Below are 18,345 nucleotides of genomic sequence, written 5' to 3' on the forward strand. Positions count from 1 at the left end.
GGTGCCCGCTATCCAGCCACAATTCCCTCAAGCGTCTCCATCAACCGACGCACCTTGGTCAACGACTCCTCGTACTCCGCCTCGGGCTGAGAATCCGCCACAACGCCACCGCCACCCCAGCAAATGACTGCGCCATCGGCTTGTGTCATCAACGTGCGAATGGCGATATTGCTCTCCAGGGTCCCTTCTGCGCTGATATAGAAAACGCTGCCGCAGTAGGGCCCCCGTTCGTGGGGTTCGAGTTCGTCGATAATCTCCATGGCCCGCCGCTTGGGCGCCCCGGTGATGGAGCCCCCGGGAAAAGCCGAGAACAGGGTGTCAATCAAAGACACGCCATCTTCCAGCTCGCCGGTGACGGTGCTTACCAGTTGATGGACATTGCGGTAACTCTCGATCTCGAAAAGCTTGGGCACCTTCACCGAAAACGGCTTGCAGAAACGTGAGAGGTCGTTGCGGATTAGGTCCACGATCATCAGGTTCTCGGCGCGGTCCTTGAGGCTGGCAGAGAGGTTATCCCACTGTTGCCGATCTTCGTCGGCTGAATCGCCACGGGGCCGTGTGCCTTTGATCGGCTTGCTTTCTACGGTGCCGTTGCGGATGCGCAGATAGCGTTCCGGAGAGATGCTGAGAACCTGGTAGGGCCCGGTATCCACGTAACCTGCGTGGGGCACGGGAATGGCTTCTACCAGTGCATTGAAGGCGACGAACGGCTGCCCGGTGAAGCGCCCTGAGAGCCGCTGCGACAGGTTAACCTGGTAGCAGTCGCCGGCGAGAATGTAATCCAGAATACGCCTGACACTCTGTTGGTACTGGGCCTGAGTCTGGTCGGGCTGGAACGGTTGGGTGATCCTGAAGGTCAGCGCCGGCGCGTCTGCGGGGGGCTGGCCAGCGATGAGCGGTTGCAGTGCGTCGATGATCGTCTGCGGACAGTCGGGGTGGAAAGCCAATGACGCCTGACGACCGGGTGCCGCGGTTAAGTTCAGTCCCCAGAGGTACTGGCCGACCCAGCCCAGGTCGCGCGACGCCGGAGCCATAGAGTGGAAACCGGCGACAGTCTGTTTGCCGGCTTCGTAGTCAACCGCGCCGACCAACCCACCGGTGAATAATTCCGCCCCGTCGCTCGCTGAATCTCCGGCCACCAAATCCCTCTCGGCCTTCTTCAATTCACTTAATGTCTGGCGCCAAGCCTCGGTTCCGGAGGGCAAGCGCCAGGTACGTATCGGCCAGGCAGTGAGGAAGGCAGAACCGTCTACGCGGTGGATATAGGCAAAGCCCGCCTCGGAGGCCAGGTGATTCGCCCAAAGTGCCGCACATTTGGCAGAAACGGGAATTTCTTTTAGGGATGATGGCACGCTGAACCTGTAAAGCCTGAGTTGCTCATGCGAAGCGGAGAGGCATGATACCGCAAACAGGTATGCAGATTGACACCCATAACAAGAATTCGCGAGGAGTACGGCATGCGAGTCATCCAGCAACGACTGTCCACCCAGCTTATTTTTCTAATGATGCTGAGCGTTTTTTCCGGCCACGCGTTTTCGCAGGAGCCGGGCAATGCGCTTAGCAAGGCCGAGATAAAGCAGTTTGCCCAGGAGCAGTTCCAGACTATGTACAAGCGGGCGATGGAGAGCGCCTCATCGCGTCTTGCAGCGGACGAGCCGATCAAGGCATTTGCCGTGGTTGCCGACCGGGGTGGAGAGATCCGGTTGATCAGGATCGACAAAATCGAGCAGATGCGTCCGGATATTGCGCTGGAAATTATGCGCCGCAGTCTACGGGTACTTGTGGGCAAGGGAAATGTGGGGGCCACCTGCCTGGTTTATGTGGCGGACAATCCGAACCAGGAAGCCAGAGCAGACTACGTGTTAGTTGCTGAAATGGAGCATATCTTCGGGCCCACGCTGGCGCAGCTGACGCCATACACGTTGCAGGACGGTAAAACGGTTTTTGGCGAGCCGGTGACGGTAGAGTCCGAGCCTTCCATCTTTAATTTTAAGAAAGAGGGCGAAGAGGGCAGCGGTGAGGCTGCGGAATAACCTCATCGACTCAATCACAGTCCTTCAGAGTCCTAGGGTTGTCCGACAATGTGATTATTGGGACTGTGAATATGGTCACGGAACCAGCGACCTGATCGAACTACGCTTTGAATCGTGCGGTAACAAAACAAAACAGACCGCATTGGAACAACAACAATTTTCCGTTAAGGAGAACACTATGAAAGGCCTGAAGAAACTTGCACTTGCATCCGCAATCGCGGCTGCCCCGTTCGCTGCCCAGGCAGAGCTGAGAGCACTTGACGACGGTGCCATGGGCAACGTCACCGGTCAGGCGGGTGTGACCATCGAACTGGAAACCAAAGTTGACGTGGGTGAGTTCCGCTACGTGGACGAAGGTAGCTTCGCAGTAAGCGGCATCCACATCGGTGGTGGCAATCTTGTCACTGATGCGGACGGCAACATCACGGGTGTTGACGGTCTTCTGGATGACCTGAAGATCGACATCGACGTTGAAGCCGACGGTGACGCTGTCATTCACGTTGGTAACGTCAATGGCCAGGTGCCTATCGACTTCACCGTGGGTATCGAGTCTGCTTCACTGCGCGCCCAGGGCGTTTCTGCGGCTAACGCAACCGATTCGAACTCCACGCTGCTCGCCAGCAATATCGGCATCGTCGGTAACCTGGCGCAGCTGGATATCCGCGTTGACACCGAAACCGATCACCTGATCACCGATGTTGCCTTCAACATCACCAACATGGATATGGATGTGGACTTCCTGGGCGTTAACATCCGCGGCATGCAGGTCATGGGTGCTAACTTCTTCGAAGAAGTCGCTGAAAACGGTCAGCCGACTACTGCGGCCGGCCTGTTCGCTGCTGCACAGATCACCATCAGCAAGGCGACTGGCACTGGCTCTGCAAACGGCGACGCCCTGCAGATCGAAGTTCCCCAGTTCGCTACGGATATCAACGTAGCTGCTACCGAAATCGGTGGTACGTCTATCGGTACAATCCAGTTGGACAACCTGGTTATCAGCCAGACCACTATGAAGGTTTACGGCCACGAGTAATTCAGCCTAGGCTCTCTAGTGAACACGCCCCGCATTCGCGGGGCGTTCTTGTTTCTGAGCTAAACAAATGAAAGACCAAGACACAAAAAAGCCAGTCAATCGACTGGCTCGTTGTCGGCATAAAGGACCGTAAGACCAGGTTACCGATCCGGCACCGCTATTGAGAGATCAAAACCACCGCCTGGCCGTGGCGTCAGCTGCACCGGCCCTTCATTGATCCCCTGCGGAATCGGAATCTGATTGATGCCCGGCGGGTTGCCGATGGAAAAATTCACGTTCTGGCCATCGAAGCCGATACCCAATTGATCGTTCAGGAAGGTTTGGGTGAAGGGTTCGTCCGGTATTTCCATTTGCTGGCCGTAGATAACCGGCGGAACGAATGGTGTCAGGTTAGCGACTGGCTGGGCGCGGGCGGCTTCTTCGATAGGCTGCAGTAACGCGCGGCGAATAAACTCTTCCTCCGCTTCCTGCAGTGCATCGTCCTGACCCTCGTACTGCGCTTTCCTTAGGATATTGGCGTATGCCTCTTCCTCGGACTCTTCAATCGCCGGTTCACCCGGAGAGATGGTCAGCGAACGAATGATCCGCCGCTTTTCCGCTTCCGATTTCTGTTGCGCCCGCGGAACAACGATAATGGCGGAATCCTGAATGTAAGTGTCGACCATCTCCTCGGAGGTCAGGCTCTCAACCCCGGCCCATGCGGGTAGCGCTAAGGACGATGCGATTGCCGTGGCAATCAGTGTGCGGGTAAACATAACGCGCTCCTGTGAGCCCCTCGCGAGGCAATATATCGGGCGATCCATCTCCCTATCCATGGCACCAAAGAAGGGAGAAATAGGAGAGCCTTTGGTACAGTATTTGGATCGATTTCGCACATTTCAAGTCATTTGTGGTGGAAATGTGATCAACTCTTCAGGAGCATTCAGTGGCTCCCTCATGCGTCGGCCGGAAGAACCCATGACAGGCAGTATCAGACAGCGTTGGCGTCTATGGGTGAATCGCAAGATCCCCAGATCCGACGAGCAGCACTTCACGCGGAAGAACATTTTCATCCTGCCTTCAGGCGCGGGTGCCGTCTTCGGTTTGCTGCTCTTGATCATGCTGATGACGGGCATTAACTACCAGAACAGCCTTATCTATTTGCTGACCTTCATACTGGGCGCGATATTCGTTGCGGCGATGCATCAGACCCATCGCAATCTGGCTGGCCTGACGCTAACGCTGGTGTCGGCCAGCGAGGGCTTTCCCGGCGAGAGGCTGAACTTTCGCCTCAGGGCGACGTCCCATGACGAGGCGTATGCGATCCGGTTCACCACGCCGGAGAAAGAAACCGTCCGGATCAATGTTCCGCCGGGTGAGGTTTTGGATTTCGACGTGCCTGTGCTTGCGCGGAAACGTGGCCCGGTGTCGGCAGGGGACATAAAGATAGACACACGTTTTCCATTCGGTTTGCTCAAAGCCTGGTCCTGGATGCGGCCCGAATCCACCGGTGTTTGTTATCCACGCCCGGTCACGCCGCCATACGCGGCGGGCGGGGAAGAAGAGGGCGATCGAAATAGTCAGCCGCGTAAATCCGACGACCTTTCTCATGCGGACCTTCGCCCGTGGCGGCAAGGGGATCTTAGTCAACGCGTGCAGTGGAAGCGGTATGCGCGAACCGGCGAAATGGTCATCGCCGATTGGGAAGGCGAGAGCGGCGAACCGGTTTGGCTGGATTATGACGCGTTTCCCGGCGCAGATCGGGAGTTGCGCTTGAGTTACCTGGCGGCATTGGTAGAAGCCCGTTGCAGGGAAGGCGTTGTCTATGGTCTTCGCTTGCCGGGGCTGAGCGTCGAACTGGACCAGGGCAGTGCGCATCGTCTGCGCTGCCTGCGTGCTCTGGGGCTGCAGGGCTACGCCGAAACGCCCTCCACCTTGAGCGGCAGCACTTCGGCAGGCAAAGGCCACACGTTCTACGCGGAGATCCCCTGATGCAAGCTGTTACCGCGCAGGCGCTACCCTCCAAAGCCATTGTTTGGCTGCTGGTCAGTTTCGGAATGCTATTGGTGCCCCAGTGGGATCGCCTGCCCTGGTGGCTTATCGTCGCGTGCCTGGCCCTTGCGACCTGGCGTTGGTTGGCCCAAACCGGACGCGCCGCGCTGCCCGGCAGACTGGTCGGCACGCTGATCATGCTGAGCCTGATTGCGGTTTACGTAATGACGGTACAGGGCCGGTTCTCGGTTGAGACAGCGGCGTCCTTCTTCGTGCTGGCGGTCGGACTCAAATGGTTGGAAACCCGGACGGCACGGGACTTCTACGTTCTTTTCTTTATTCTTTGCTATTTGGCCGCCGTTAACTTCCTGTTCCAGCAGGGCATCTTATGGACGCTGTTGAGCCTTGCCGGCATCTTCATTCTGCTGGTTGGTCTGCAGATTCTGAATGCCCCGGATGTGCCCAATGTCGCGTCTTCGGGCTGGAAGCGGCTGGGTGTGCTGTTTCTGAAGACACTACCGGTGGTTGTGCTGCTCTTCGTTTTCTTTCCCCGGATGGCCCCCTTGTGGAGCGTGCCGCTGGTGTCGGGAGAAGCGAAGACGGGGATATCCGACCAGATGGAGCCCGGTTCTATTTCCAATCTGGCGCAAAGTAGCGAGCGCGCATTTCGCGTGACCTTTGGTGGCCGGATCCCGGCCCACCGTGAGCGTTACTGGCGTGGCCTGATCCTGGACCGATTCGTGGACGGTCGCTGGGAACAATGGCAGGTGGATGTCCGCCAACGCGCGGGACGGGTGCAGTCCGACGGCGGTATCGGCCCGCTTCAGAACGGGGAGTACGATGTCCTGTTAGAGCCGACGTACCAGCCCTGGGCGTTTGCCCTGGAAGGTTCGGGCGTCGTCTCCGACAACGTAGAGGAAACAGCCACCGGCGTGTTTCGATTCCAGCGGCCCGCCGACACAGCCGTTCGCTACCGGATGGCTATGGATGGGCGCAAGAATGACGACGCGTTTCTGAGTCCTCGCGAGCGCCAGCGTTACCTGCACTTGCCGGCGGAGGGCAATCCCCGTTCACGGACGTTGGCGGCATCCTTGCGCGACGGCACAGCATCTGACTCTGCGTTTATCGATTCGCTGCTCCAGCGGTTCCGTCAGCAATCCTACTTCTATACGTTGCGTCCGCCGCAAATGCCACAGGATGCCGTCGACACGCTGATGTTCGATGCCAAACGTGGGTTTTGTGCGCACTACGCCAGCGCCACGGCTTTCCTTTTGCGTTCGGCGGGTATACCTGCGCGTATCGTCGTGGGGTATCAGGGCGGCAGTCCTGGCGCCAACGGTGAATACCTGATTGTCAGGCAGTATGACGCCCATGCCTGGGTTGAGGCCTGGGTTGATGGTTCCGGGTGGGTGCGGGTCGACCCAACGGCTGCAATCGCTCCAGACCGGGTCGAATCGGGGTTGCGTCAGGCGATGGCCGAGGAAGGATCGTTCCTGGAAAATGAGTGGGCGTCGCCCCAAAAGTATGGCGACATGGCGCTGTTGCAATGGCTTTCGCTCAGATTGGACCAAGTTAATTACGAATGGCAGCGCTGGGTGGTCGGTTATCAGGGGCAGACCCAGATGAACCTGATGTCCCGTTTGCCCGGCAACCTTTCGCTGCGGGACTTGGGGTATATCTCGGCCGGCGTGTTGGGCGGCGCGTTGGTCATTGCCGGTTTGTGGGCCGGCTGGCGCAACAGAGCCGGCCGAACGAAAGATCCGGCGCTTAAACTCATGGCCGAATGGCAGCGCCTCCTACACAAACGCGGTGTTCGCACCGAGCCGTCCGATACGCCCGCGGCGTTGGCCTCGCGAGCGTCAGAGAAAGAGCCAGGATATGCGCGATTGCATCAGGCTTTTGCGCGGGCTATGAACAATCACTATTATGGCTCGGGCCCGCTGAGCCACGACGACCATCGCCGCTTGCGAAGCGTATTGCGCCAGCTAAGGCGTGCATCGTAACCCTTGCCCTTTGCAACAGTGCAACAGACAGTTGAGGCTGACTTGATCGAACGCATTGACGAACTTCCGTGGCTTGAGACGCAATGGGAGCGCCTTATTGAGCGCTGGACCCTGGGGCGTCTTCCTCACGCCCTGCTGTTCGAGGGCCGCAACGGCATCGGCAAGAGCCCCCTTGCCGGACTCCTGGCCAAGCGATTGGTTTGCGAAGGCACGGAGCGCGGGACAGCACCGTGCGGCCGTTGTAAACAATGCGAGTTAGTCGCTGCGGCCTCCCACCCGGATATACGCACCTATCGCCCGGAAGATTCCCGCGTGATCAAGGTGGATCAGGTGAGGGCGCTGGGCGAGTTTGCCGTTGCGTCGCCACAGGTGGCCCGGCATAAGGTGATTATTCTCGACAGCGCGGATCGGTTGAATATCAATTCCGCTAACGCGCTGCTCAAGACGCTGGAGGAGCCCAGCCCCGACGTAACGCTGATCCTGCTTCAGCAGGCCGGGAAGCCATTGCTGCCTACGATCCGGTCCCGGTGTCAGTCAGTTCTGCTGCCGGGACCCGACGCCGATACGGCTGCCGACTGGCTGGCCTCGGCTTTGGCCCAGCGCCCGGAGTCCGAGCCGGTCGATGTGGCCCTGCAGGCTCGGGCATTGCGTCTCGCCAATGGCGCCCCGCTGTTGGCACGCGACTATATCGATGACGGTTTCGTGGGTGGCGTTGAGGCCTGCCTGAACAGCTTTCGGCAGTTCCTGAAATCCCGCCTGGCCCCGGAAGAGGCGACGAAGCCCTTCGTCAAACTGGGCCTGGAAAATAGCCTCGGGCTCATGGAGCGTTGGGCGGCCGATCTTGCCCGTCTTGGTGTGGGCGGTGAACCGGAGGATCCCGAAGTGGCGGATATCCTGAGCTATCTCGCGACGCATAACCCGCCGCACCGGGTACACGGTATCCTCGGCGATATTGCGGAGGCGCGTGCGGGGCTGACTTACAACGTAAACCCCGATCTGGAGATCGAACGGCTCTTGCTCGCATGGCTAACGTTTATGCCGCGAAAACAGCGAGCCGGTTAGGTTTGTGGACAAACCTGGGTTTCGGGACAGTGCACTAGTGCACGGTTTGGTTAATTCGCTGACTTACTGCGAGCTTCTGAAGGCTTTGGGCAAGGCGCTGGTCTGCAGGCATGGTGGTTCCATGTCAAAGAGCAGCAACGCAGATCCAAAGCCTTCAGAAGCTCGCCCGAAGGGAGGCCCTGAGAATCTGGCTAGCGGCGTTGCGGCGACTCGATGTGGAACCACCACACCCTCATCACCGCGCCTTGCTATCCAGATTCTCAGGGCCTCATTAAGTCAGCGAATTAACCAAACCGTGCACTAATGCATTCGGGCTTCGTCATGTGGGCCAGGGCTGCTAAGATTGATGACATTAACGTTAGCTTTGGCGAGTTATCCGGCTAACGATTCGGTACCGATGGAAGGAAGGCACAATGGGCCCAGGTTTTGGCGCGCGCAGCGGTATTTTGACGCTTACGATCAAGGATAAGGCCGTTCTATACGCGGCCTATATGCCGTTCATCAAGGATGGCGGCCTGTTCATTCCGACCCAAAAACAGTATCAACTTGGCGACGAAGTCTTCCTGCTACTTAACCTAATGGATGAACCCGAGAAGCTTCCGGTGGCGGGCAAAGTGGTTTGGATTACCCCCAAGGGTGCCCAGGGCAATCGCGCTGCCGGTATCGGGGTGCAGTTTACCGGCGACGACGAGACTGCAAAAAACAAGATCGAGGCCTATCTGGCCGGAGCGCTGGGTTCGGATCGCCCGACCCATACCATGTAAGCGGGTTGGCTGCTTTCCATGACTATCAATGAATCCTCCCCAGTCGGCAAGGAGAGCCCGGTGGCGTGCACAAGCTTGGAAAAGGTATGGCCGCTGCGGCATCTGACGCTGCGCGGACTAAGCTGGCAGGCTCCGAACTCTCCGACGCATGCCACACCCATTATCGGGCTCCATGGCTGGCTGGATAACGCGGCGACCTTTACCCGTATTGCGCCTGAATTATCTCGCCTGGCACCGGTGCATTGCATCGACTTGCCGGGCCACGGCCATTCCGATCATCGGGCGCCCGGCCAAGCCTATCCACTCGTCGATTATGTAGCCGATGTCGCTGAGCTGATCGATGCCCATTTCGAAGGGCCGGTACATATTGTCGGGCACTCGTTGGGCGGCATCCTTGGCGCTATCTATGCCGCCAGTTTCCCCGAGCGCGTCGAGCGACTGGTAATGATCGATAGCCTCGGGCCTTTGACGCTCGCCCCGGAAAAGTCCGCCGGCCAATTACGCAAAGGCATTACCAAACTGTTGCGCGGATCAGGCCAGTCGATGACCTACGGCTCGCTACAGGATGCCGCAAAAATTCGCGCCGGAGGCCTGAGCCCGCTGTCATCGGAGGCCGCGAATCTCTTGGTGCCCCGCAATCTGCGGGAGGTTGACGGCGGCTATCAGTGGCGAACGGATGCACGCCTGCGTTATCCCTCGCTAACACGGTTCGATGAGGCTCAGGTTGAGGGTTTCTTGACGGCTATCGAATCGCCTACGCTTTTTGTCAGGGCGGAAGACGGGTTGCTGGGCGGACGCGAAAACTGGCGCAACCGGTCGGGACTGATTTCCGACTTCAGGGAAGTGTGCGTGCCCGGAACCCATCACTGTCACCTTGATGGCGATGTGGAACCGGTTATTGAGGCTATTCGCGTATTTTTGGATCAAAAATGAGCATTTTAAAACACCTAACTCTCGGCCTGGGCACCGTCGTTTTGGTGCTGGCGCCCGCCCTGGTATCGGCCGATAGTTTACCGGTCTTCCCGATGGCGACCGTTGAGAATAAAGTCGATATCGATAGTGCCAACCACCGCGTATTGCTGAGCCCGGTGCGGGAAGTGAACGACGAGATCCGGGCTGATCTCGAGGTTCGCCTGGATGTCGAGGGCCAAGCGCGATTGCTGCGGATCGATCCGGATTCATCCCTTGAGCGTGTGAGCGAATTCTACCGGGAATCCTTGGCACGTCGTGAAAGCCGCACGCTATTTAGCTGCTCGGGCCGCGACTGCGGACGCAGCAACGTTTGGGCCAATGGCATCTTCAATCAGGCGACGCTGTATGGCCGCGACGGCGACCAAGCCTATTCGGCCTACTCCTACCGGGACGAGCAGGGCCATCTGCGCCTGGTGCTGATGTATACCATCACCCGCGGTAACAAGCGTGACTATCTTTGGTTGGAAGAATTAACCATCCAGGATGAAACCTCGGTGGCGGCCCTGTCGCCTGAAGCGGGGCGAATCCTGGGACCGCTGTATGTCTCTTGGAGTGGCCGTCTTACCCATCGTTTCGATTGGGACCTTGACGCCCGGGAGAAGCTGGTAAGCTGGGCCGAAGATCCCGGTGCGACGGTGATGATCGTTAGCCATGTTGTGCTGGGTACGGAGGAAACGATTGACGAAGCCCTGGCGCGCGCCGCCCGGGTGGGAGATTCCATGCAAGCGTTGTTGGTTCGGTTGGGCATTCCGCGGGAGCAGCAACTGTTCGTCAATGCCGGTCCGGCAATGACGGCCGTGCAGGACGCACGGGCCAATGGTAACCGCCTTGAGATCGTCGTTATCAAGGATATCCTGACCGAAGGGAGCTGATCCGCATGCCGGAGAGTGAGCAAAAGCCGGAGAGTGAGCAAAAGCCGGAGAGTGAGCAAAAGGCAGCTCCCAAGCCCAAGGAACTAAAGCGCAAGCGCACCTGTGCGCTGGTGCTGGGCAGCGGCGGCGCACGGGGCTACGCCCATATTGGGGCGATCGAAGTTCTGGAAGAGCGTGGGTACGATATCGTCGCCATCGCCGGTTGCTCCATGGGCGCTCTGATCGGTGGCGTCTATTCCGCCGGGAAAATGCAGGACTATAAGGATTGGGTGACCGGTCTCAAGCAGTTCGACGTCATCAAGCTGCTTGACCTCTCTTTGTCGCCTGCCGGAGCCATCCGGGGGGAGAAGGTCTTTTCAGTCGTCAGGGAAATGATCGGCGATACCCAGATCGAGGCGTTGCCGGTGTCCTATACGGCCGTCGCCACCGATCTATTGTCGCATAAGGAAATCTGGTTCCAGGAAGGGCCGTTGCACCAGGCTATCCGGGCTTCGATTGCCATCCCCGGTATTGTTATGCCGGTGGTTTTCAATGGGCGGGTCCTTGTCGATGGTGCGCTGCTAAACCCGCTGCCGATCGTCCCGACCATTGCAGCTCATGCCGACTATATCTTCGCAGTCAACCTCTCAGGCGAGAACCGCAGTACCTACCGCCTTCCCGACGATATTTATCTTAGAGAGAGCGCAGGGCAGGATGACTGGCTTGATCGCATGCGCACGACGGCCTCACGCTGGTTCGACTGGGAGGTGCTGCGCTCCTTTGGCGGCCGGGCGTCGCCGGACCCGGTTGGCGGGGAGGAGGACGAGCTCGAGCTTGAGCCGCACGAAGTGGAAGAACAGGCACGCGAACTCAGCGACGGCACCGAAACCATTGCCTGGGACCGTTTGGGGATCGGCAAGTTCGATATTATGAACATGACGATCGAGACGATGCAGAGCGCCCTCATTCAGTACAAGATTGCCGGCTATCCGCCGGACATGCTGGTCAACGTACCCAAGGACGCTTGCCGCACCTACGATTACCATAAAGCCCCGGAAATGATCCTGCTGGGCCGCGAACGTATGGAAGCGGCCCTTGATCGGTTTGAAAATGACGAAAACAGCTCCGGCCCGCTGGCGCCCTAAGGAACTTTAGTAAGGAGGCGCCGCTACCGTCATCGTTCCCCACAAAAAGGCGCAAACCTGCGTATAATGCAGGCTCTAATTTGCCCACGGGATCGTTACTGGTGTCACCACAGCACGTTGAACAATTGCAGACTATCCGCGACTTCCTACGTTACGCCACGACGTGCTTTGCGGGTTCGGACATCTACTATGGCCACGGCACCGACAATCCGTGGGACGAAGCGGTTCACCTGGCGATGCGTAGCCTGTCGCTGCCGCTGGAAAACAACACTGTGTTCCTCGACGCACGACTGACGCTTGAGGAGCGCAAGCTACTCCTTGAACGAATCGAGCGCCGTGTCGAAGACCGTATACCGGTGGCTTATCTGGTGGAAGAGGCGTGGTTCATGGGGCTGCCGTTCAAGGTGGATGCCCGCGTGTTGGTTCCGCGTTCACCGATTGCCGAGCTGATTCTGGCCGAGTTTCAGCCCTGGCTGGCCGATACACCGGTCAATCGTATCCTTGATCTATGCACCGGCAGCGGCTGTATCGGTATCGCCGCCGCGACGGTATTCGATGACGCCGAGATCGATCTTGCCGATATTTCCGAAGACGCCCTGGATGTCGCGCGGGCGAATATCGACATGCATGGCTTGGGTGATCGGGTGCGAGCGGTACGCTCGGACGTACTCGACAGTATCGAGGGCCGCTACGATCTGATTATCAGTAACCCGCCGTATGTGGATGCCGAGGATCTGGCCGGCATGCCGGCCGAGTATCAGCATGAGCCGGAGCTTGGATTGGCAGCGGGTGACGACGGGCTTGATATTGCCTTCCGCATTCTGGCCAAAGCGAAAGATCACCTGACCGAGAACGGTCTGCTGATCGTTGAAGTAGGTAATAGCTGGGTTGCTCTACAAAATGCCCGCCCGGAGGTTCCGTTCACTTGGATCGAGTTCGAGCAAGGCGGCGACGGCGTTTTCCTGCTGACGCGCAGCGATCTCGAAAATATTTGAAGAAACGAGCATAAGAATCTGAATTATGTCTGGAAATAGCTTTGGAAAGCTCTTCACGGTGACCACCTTCGGGGAAAGCCACGGCCAGGCCCTGGGTGCTATTGTCGATGGCTGTCCGCCGGGTCTGGAACTGTCGGAGGCTGACCTGCAGCGCGACCTCGACCTACGCAAGCCGGGCACGTCGCGCCATACCACGCAGCGGCGCGAGCCGGATGAAGTGCGTATTTTGTCCGGTGTGTTCGAGGGCAAGACCACGGGCACGCCAATCGGCTTGCTGATCGAAAACACCGATCAGCGTTCTAAAGATTATTCCAAAATCAAGGATCAGTTCCGGCCTGCTCACGCCGATTACACCTACATGCACAAATATGGTGTGCGGGATTATCGCGGTGGCGGTCGCTCTTCTGCCCGCGAAACGGCCATGCGTGTTGCTGCGGGCGCCATTGCCCGCAAGTATTTGGAGCACCGCTTGGGCATCCGGATTCGCGGCTACCTGAGCCAGCTGGGTCCGATCACGATCGAGCACCTGGACTGGGATCAGGTCCACCGGAATCCTTTCTTCTGTCCCGATGCCAACAGGCTTCAGGAGCTGGAGGACTACATGGACGCCCTGCGCAAGGAGGGCAATTCCATTGGCGCGCGCATTAACGTGGTGGCCGAAAATGTTCCTCCGGGCCTGGGAGAGCCCGTTTTTGATCGCCTCGACGCCGATCTGGCCCATGCGCTGATGAGTATCAATGCCGTAAAAGGTGTGGAAATCGGTGCCGGTTTTGGTTGTGTGACACAGAAGGGCACCGAGCACCGGGACGAACTTACCGCAGACGGTTTTCTATCCAACCATGCGGGCGGTGTACTGGGCGGCATCTCGTCAGGCCAGCCGGTACTGGCCAGTATCGCGTTGAAGCCCACCTCCAGCCTGCGTTTGCCGGGACGGAGCATCGATGTTAACGGCGACCCGGTCGAGGTCGTCACCACCGGGCGTCACGATCCGTGCGTGGGTATCCGCGCCACGCCCATTGCCGAAGCCATGATGGCTCTGGTGCTGATGGATCATTATCTTCGCCACCGGGCACAAAATGCCGACGTCAGTATCACTACCCCGGACATTGAAAAAGGGCGCCGGTAGTAATAGGTGACCGGGCCACAAGGACGGGCTAACGAAACGGGCCACAGAAAAGGGGGAGGCTGCTATCTACTGGCGATTGTCTAACCTTTACTTCTGGTTCTTTGCGCTGCTGGGAGCGCTACTGCCTTATTGGTCGCTTTACCTGGAAGACCGGGGTTTCAGTTACCTGCAAATAGCAACGCTGATGGCGACGATCCAGCTCACCAAGATCGTCGCCCCCAATCTCTGGGGCTGGCTGGGCGACCGCACCGGTCAGCGGGTAAAGCTGGTCCGCGTTGGGTCGGTCACCGGCGCGCTCTTTTTTACCGGGGTCTTCCTCGAACCCGGTTTCTATGGCCTGATGCTGGTCATGCTGGCGTTTACGTTCTTTTGGAACGCCGTGCTTCCGCTTTATGAAGTGATTACCCTCCAAGGCTTGGGAGCGGATCGGGCCCGCTACGGCCGGGTGCGGCTCTGGGGCAGTGTAGGCTTCATTGCCTCCGTTGCGCTGATCGGCCTGATCCTCGAATACGTCGATATGCGTTGGTTGCCGGCTCTGCTTATGCCGCTGTTCCTGGGTATCGTTGTCGCCGCTTTCTGTGTGCCGTCGAACCAGGGGAAAACCCGGCCCCATGATGGCTCGGGCAATTTCAAAGCCATTCTGCTGCAATCGTCGGTGATGGCGTTCTTCGCCATGAACATTTTGCTCCAGGTCTCCCATGGGGCGTACTACACGTTTTTCAGCATCCACCTTGAAGATCTCGGTTACGACAAATTCTCCGTCGGTCTGCTCTGGTCACTGGGCGTCGCGGCTGAAATCGTGCTTTTCATCGTGATGCACCGCGTGTTCGATCGCTTTACGGTACGGACCATTGCGTTGGCGGCCCTGGGAATGACCTTGCTGCGTTGGATTTTGATTGCGGAGTATTCTACGAACGTTCCTGTCCTGATCTTCGCCCAATGCTGTCATGCGGCTTCTTACGGAGCGCTCCACGCGGTGTCGGTGAACTACATCCATAGCTATTTCGGCTTTCAGCACCACGGTCAGGGGCAGGCGCTTTACAGTGGCCTGACGTTTGGGGCAGGCGGCGCCGCTGGCGCCTGGTTGTCGGGCCTCCTGGTGGAGGGGTATGGTACGGTTGCGGCGTTCTGGGGTAGCGCCAGTGCGATCGCTTTGGCCCTGGTCATCGCTGCAATCTGGCTGCGTTCACCGCCTCGAGTAGCGCATTGACAGCCCGCTAATGCAGTTCACGAACGATGTCCAGTAGCGCGCCCGCCGCGGGACTCAGCGCACGGCCCTGGAGGCCTATAGCGCCAAGCATGCGGGAGACTTCATGCTTAATCGGCAGTACATGCAGCGATCCATCCACCATGCTCTCCGGTAAAACGCTCCAACCCAGGCCTACGCTTGTCATCATTTTGATGGTTTCCAGGTAATTGGTCGGCATTTGTGGCCGCAAGGTGAGCTTCTCTGTCAGAAATAGCCGGCTTACCACGCGAAACGTGGCGGTGTTGGTTTCCGGCAATAAAGCGCTGTATCCGGCGAGGTCGGCCAATACAGGGCTTTCATATGACGCCAGTGGATGGGTCAGGCCGACGATGAACACCATGGGGTCTTGCCACTGGGCCTGAATATCGAAGTGGCGGTCCATAGCGTCGTTTAGTGTAACGAAGGCTAACTCGCACGTGCGGCGCTTAAGTTGGTCGAAGGCGCTTTCCGAATCCATAAACTGTAACTCCAATGCGACGTCGGGAAACTCCCGATTGAGTCGCCTAAGCCACGCCGGTAGATGATGTAGCCCGATATGGTGGCTGGCAATGACCGACAGGCGGCCGCCAATGCGACCGGTCGACGCCGCCAGGTCCAGACGCGCATTGTGTAGTTCGTCCAGGATGCGCCGGGCGTACGGGAGGAGGCGCTGGCCTGCCTCGGTTAAGGCGAGGCTGCGTTGGCCCCGTTCTATCAAAGGCGAGCTGATCTGATTTTCTAGCGAGGCGAGACGTTTGGACACCGCAGGCTGAGTGAGATGCAGGGCCTCCGCGGCTTCGGAAAAGGACCGGTGGTCGACAATGGCAATGAACGCAGCGAGCGCTTGGGTGTCCATAGAAACCTCGATGGTAAGACTTTAATTCCCTGATGGAAGAGGGTGCATTTTTAATGTCATGGCGGGCATCCCATTCCAGGTAAGCGACCATGAATTCCATTCAGGAATGCATTCTATAAGAAACATGAATTGAGGTTATCATATGGCGAGCGCTATCATAACTTCATCGATAACAACCTGATGAGAAACGTTGCTGTATACCGGTAACGTGTTTGGAGGCCCTAATGGCTGGCAAAACCTTATACGATAAATTGTGGGACGATCACTTGGTGAAGCAGCGGGACGACGGCTCTGCGCTGATTTATATTGATCGTCATCTGTTGCATGAAGTCACGTCGCCCCAGGCGTTCGAGGGCTTGCGCCTGGCTGGTCGTCGCCCGTGGCGCCTGGATGCCAATCTGGCTACGCCGGACCACAACGTCCCCACCACCGACCGCGACCGCGGCATCGAAGGGATTGTCGACCCGGTATCCCGCATCCAGGTGGAAACACTCGACAAAAACTGCGACGAATTCGGCATTCTCGAATTCAAGATCAAGGACCAGCGCCAAGGTATCGTGCATGTTATCGGTCCGGAACAGGGCGCGACGCTCCCGGGCATGACCATCGTTTGCGGTGACAGCCACACCTCCACCCACGGCGCCTTTGGCACGCTGGCCCACGGTATTGGTACGTCGGAGGTAGAGCACGTACTGGCAACCCAGTGCCTGGTCCAGCAGAAGATGAAGAACATGCTGGTCAAGGTGAACGGTAAGCTGGGACCGGGCGTCACCGGCAAGGACGTTATCCTGGCCATTATTGGCCGTATCGGAACCGCCGGCGGTACAGGCTACGCTATCGAGTTCGGTGGCGAGGCAATTCGTGATCTGTCCATGGAAGCACGCATGACGATGTGCAATATGTCCATCGAAGCGGGTGCCCGGGTCGGCATGGTCGCCGTCGACGACACCACCATCGACTACGTGAAGGGCCGTCCTTTCTCGCCTAAAGGCGAGATATGGGACAAGGCGGTGGCCTCCTGGCGGAACTTGCACAGCGACGATGACGCTGTGTTCGACAAGGTGGTGGAGCTGGAAGGCCCGGATATCCAGCCACAGGTGACCTGGGGAACGTCTCCGGAAATGGTCGTCGGCGTGGATGGCCAGGTGCCCGATCCCGAGCGTGAAGCCGATCCGATCAAGCGAGAGGGCATTGTCCGGGCGCTCAAGTACATGGGGCTGGCGCCGAACACCGCCATCCGCGATATCAAACTGGACCGCGTGTTCATCGGCTCCTGCACCAACTCCCGTATTGAGGATCTGCGTGAAGCCGCGGCAGTAGTCAAAGGTCACCAAGTGTCGCCCTTGCTTAAGCAGGCCATGGTCGTACCGGGTTCCGGCATGGTAAAGGCCCAGGCGGAACAGGAAGGCTTGGACAAGATCTTTCTCGAGGCCGGTCTGGAGTGGCGTGATCCGGGGTGCTCTATGTGTCTGGCGATGAATGCCGACAAGTTGGGACAGGGCGAACACTGTGCGTCCACGTCAAACCGGAACTTTGAAGGTCGGCAGGGATTCGGCGGACGCACGCACCTGGTCAGCCCTGCGATGGCGGCCGCGGCAGCTATCACAGGTCATTTCACCGACGTTCGTGAATTCGTCCAGCAAGGAGCCTAACCATGCGCGCATTTACCCAACACAAAGGCATCGTGGCCCCGATGGATCGCTCCAACGTGGACACGGACATGATTATTCCCAAGCAGTTTCTCAAGTCGATCAAGCGGTCGGGTTTCGGACCTAACCTGTTCGATGAGTTGCGCTACCTGGACGAGGGTAAACCGGACCAAGACTGTTCCCAGCGTCCGCTGAACCCGGATTTCATTCTCAATCAGCCGCGCTACAAGGCGGCGAGTGTGTTGCTGGCACGCCGTAACTTCGGTTGTGGTTCCAGCCGTGAACATGCGCCATGGGCGCTGGACGATTACGGCTTTCGCGTCATTATCGCGCCGAGTTTTGCCGATATTTTCTACAACAACTGCTTTAAGAATGGATTGCTACCCATTGTTCTTGAAGAAAAAATTGTTGATGGACTTTTCCAGAAAGTCGAGCGTGAGGAGGGCTTTCAGCTTGAAGTCGATCTTGACGCCCAAGAAGTCAGAACGGCGTCAGGCGAGCGCTTTTCATTTGAAGTGGATTCGTTCCGCAAGCACTGCCTGCTCAACGGTCTCGACGATATCGGCGTGACCCTGGAGGATGGCGAATCCATTCAGGAATACGAGGCCGCCCGGCGAAAAAGCGCGCCCTGGTTGTTCGATTCGTTTAATGCATAAT

General features: G+C 58.3%; 17 protein-coding genes. 14 read left to right on the top strand and 3 right to left on the bottom strand.

Annotated elements, in window-relative coordinates:
• Positions 1 to 8 precede the first annotated feature (8 nt).
• Entirely contained in the window at positions 9 to 1,352 is a 1,344-nt protein-coding gene (gene pabB / locus FXO11_RS08795; RefSeq protein ID WP_227546090.1) for an aminodeoxychorismate synthase component I, read from the bottom strand.
• 105 nt (positions 1,353 to 1,457) lie between these two features.
• Between pabB and FXO11_RS08800 the strand changes: the two genes are divergently transcribed.
• Together FXO11_RS08800 and FXO11_RS08805 are read left to right on the top strand one after the other, a co-directional pair.
• Complete coding sequence (locus FXO11_RS08800) at positions 1,458 to 2,033, top strand: hypothetical protein (protein ID WP_227546091.1); 576 nt, start codon at positions 1,458 to 1,460, stop codon at positions 2,031 to 2,033.
• A 178-nt stretch (positions 2,034 to 2,211) separates the two neighbouring features.
• A complete protein-coding gene (locus FXO11_RS08805; protein WP_148862631.1) occupies positions 2,212 to 3,066 on the top strand; it encodes a DUF6160 family protein in 855 nt (284 codons plus the stop codon).
• A 140-nt stretch (positions 3,067 to 3,206) separates the two neighbouring features.
• Here FXO11_RS08805 and FXO11_RS08810 read toward each other — a convergent pair whose 3' ends face one another.
• Positions 3,207 to 3,821 carry a hypothetical protein gene (locus FXO11_RS08810; protein ID WP_148862632.1) on the bottom strand — a complete coding sequence of 205 codons (615 nt, stop codon included), beginning with the start codon at positions 3,819 to 3,821 and terminating at the stop codon, positions 3,207 to 3,209.
• Positions 3,822 to 4,023: 202 nt separating this feature from the next.
• On the opposite strand from FXO11_RS08810, the gene FXO11_RS08815 reads away from it, so the two are divergent.
• The 10 genes from FXO11_RS08815 to FXO11_RS08860 all read left to right on the top strand — a co-directional run bounded on the left by FXO11_RS08815 (position 4,024) and on the right by FXO11_RS08860 (position 15,165).
• The gene (locus tag FXO11_RS08815) at positions 4,024 to 5,037 is read left to right on the top strand and encodes a DUF58 domain-containing protein (RefSeq protein ID WP_227546092.1); all 1,014 of its coding nucleotides are present in this window, start codon (positions 4,024 to 4,026) and stop codon (positions 5,035 to 5,037) included.
• The gene (locus tag FXO11_RS08820; protein ID WP_148862634.1) at positions 5,037 to 7,040 is read left to right on the top strand and encodes a transglutaminase TgpA family protein; all 2,004 of its coding nucleotides are present in this window, start codon (positions 5,037 to 5,039) and stop codon (positions 7,038 to 7,040) included. The genes FXO11_RS08815 and FXO11_RS08820 overlap by 1 nt, the downstream gene beginning before the upstream one ends.
• Before the next feature lie 42 nt (positions 7,041 to 7,082).
• Positions 7,083 to 8,102: a DNA polymerase III subunit delta' gene (gene holB, locus FXO11_RS08825; protein ID WP_148862635.1), complete on the top strand. Its 1,020-nt coding sequence runs from the start codon at positions 7,083 to 7,085 to the stop codon at positions 8,100 to 8,102.
• A gap of 413 nt (positions 8,103 to 8,515) precedes the next feature.
• Positions 8,516 to 8,866, top strand: coding sequence for a PilZ domain-containing protein (locus FXO11_RS08830; protein WP_148862636.1), 351 nt, complete (start codon positions 8,516 to 8,518; stop codon positions 8,864 to 8,866).
• A gap of 18 nt (positions 8,867 to 8,884) precedes the next feature.
• The gene (locus tag FXO11_RS08835; protein WP_148862637.1) at positions 8,885 to 9,799 is read left to right on the top strand and encodes an alpha/beta fold hydrolase; all 915 of its coding nucleotides are present in this window, start codon (positions 8,885 to 8,887) and stop codon (positions 9,797 to 9,799) included.
• Complete coding sequence (locus FXO11_RS08840) at positions 9,796 to 10,710, top strand: DUF4892 domain-containing protein (RefSeq protein ID WP_148862638.1); 915 nt, start codon at positions 9,796 to 9,798, stop codon at positions 10,708 to 10,710. The genes FXO11_RS08835 and FXO11_RS08840 overlap by 4 nt, the downstream gene beginning before the upstream one ends.
• Positions 10,711 to 10,715: 5 nt before the next feature.
• Entirely contained in the window at positions 10,716 to 11,834 is a 1,119-nt protein-coding gene (locus tag FXO11_RS08845; protein WP_148862639.1) for a patatin-like phospholipase family protein, read from the top strand.
• Between the two features lie 98 nt (positions 11,835 to 11,932).
• Positions 11,933 to 12,829, top strand: a complete 897-nt coding sequence (prmB, locus tag FXO11_RS08850) for a 50S ribosomal protein L3 N(5)-glutamine methyltransferase (protein WP_148864855.1) — start codon at positions 11,933 to 11,935, stop codon at positions 12,827 to 12,829.
• Positions 12,830 to 12,854: 25 nt separating this feature from the next.
• On the top strand, positions 12,855 to 13,955 hold the full coding sequence (aroC, locus tag FXO11_RS08855; protein WP_148862640.1) for a chorismate synthase: 1,101 nt from the start codon (positions 12,855 to 12,857) through the stop codon (positions 13,953 to 13,955).
• A gap of 76 nt (positions 13,956 to 14,031) precedes the next feature.
• Positions 14,032 to 15,165, top strand: coding sequence for an MFS transporter (locus FXO11_RS08860; RefSeq protein WP_227546094.1), 1,134 nt, complete (start codon positions 14,032 to 14,034; stop codon positions 15,163 to 15,165).
• Between the two features lie 7 nt (positions 15,166 to 15,172).
• On the opposite strand, the gene FXO11_RS08865 is transcribed toward FXO11_RS08860, so the two are convergent.
• Positions 15,173 to 16,039: a LysR family transcriptional regulator gene (locus FXO11_RS08865; RefSeq protein WP_148862642.1), complete on the bottom strand. Its 867-nt coding sequence runs from the start codon at positions 16,037 to 16,039 to the stop codon at positions 15,173 to 15,175.
• Positions 16,040 to 16,263: 224 nt separating this feature from the next.
• Here FXO11_RS08865 and leuC point away from each other — a divergent pair, with 224 nt between their 5' ends.
• Both leuC and leuD read left to right on the top strand, forming a co-directional pair.
• Positions 16,264 to 17,691 (top strand): 3-isopropylmalate dehydratase large subunit, encoded by a 1,428-nt coding sequence (leuC, locus tag FXO11_RS08870; protein ID WP_148862643.1) that lies wholly within the window; start codon positions 16,264 to 16,266, stop codon positions 17,689 to 17,691.
• A 2-nt stretch (positions 17,692 to 17,693) separates the two neighbouring features.
• On the top strand, positions 17,694 to 18,344 hold the full coding sequence (gene leuD, locus FXO11_RS08875; RefSeq protein ID WP_148862644.1) for a 3-isopropylmalate dehydratase small subunit: 651 nt from the start codon (positions 17,694 to 17,696) through the stop codon (positions 18,342 to 18,344).
• Position 18,345 lies beyond the last annotated feature (1 nt).

Origin of the sequence: Marinobacter fonticola (assembly GCF_008122265.1) — a bacterium.
Lineage (GTDB): Bacteria > Pseudomonadota > Gammaproteobacteria > Pseudomonadales > Oleiphilaceae > Marinobacter_A > Marinobacter_A fonticola.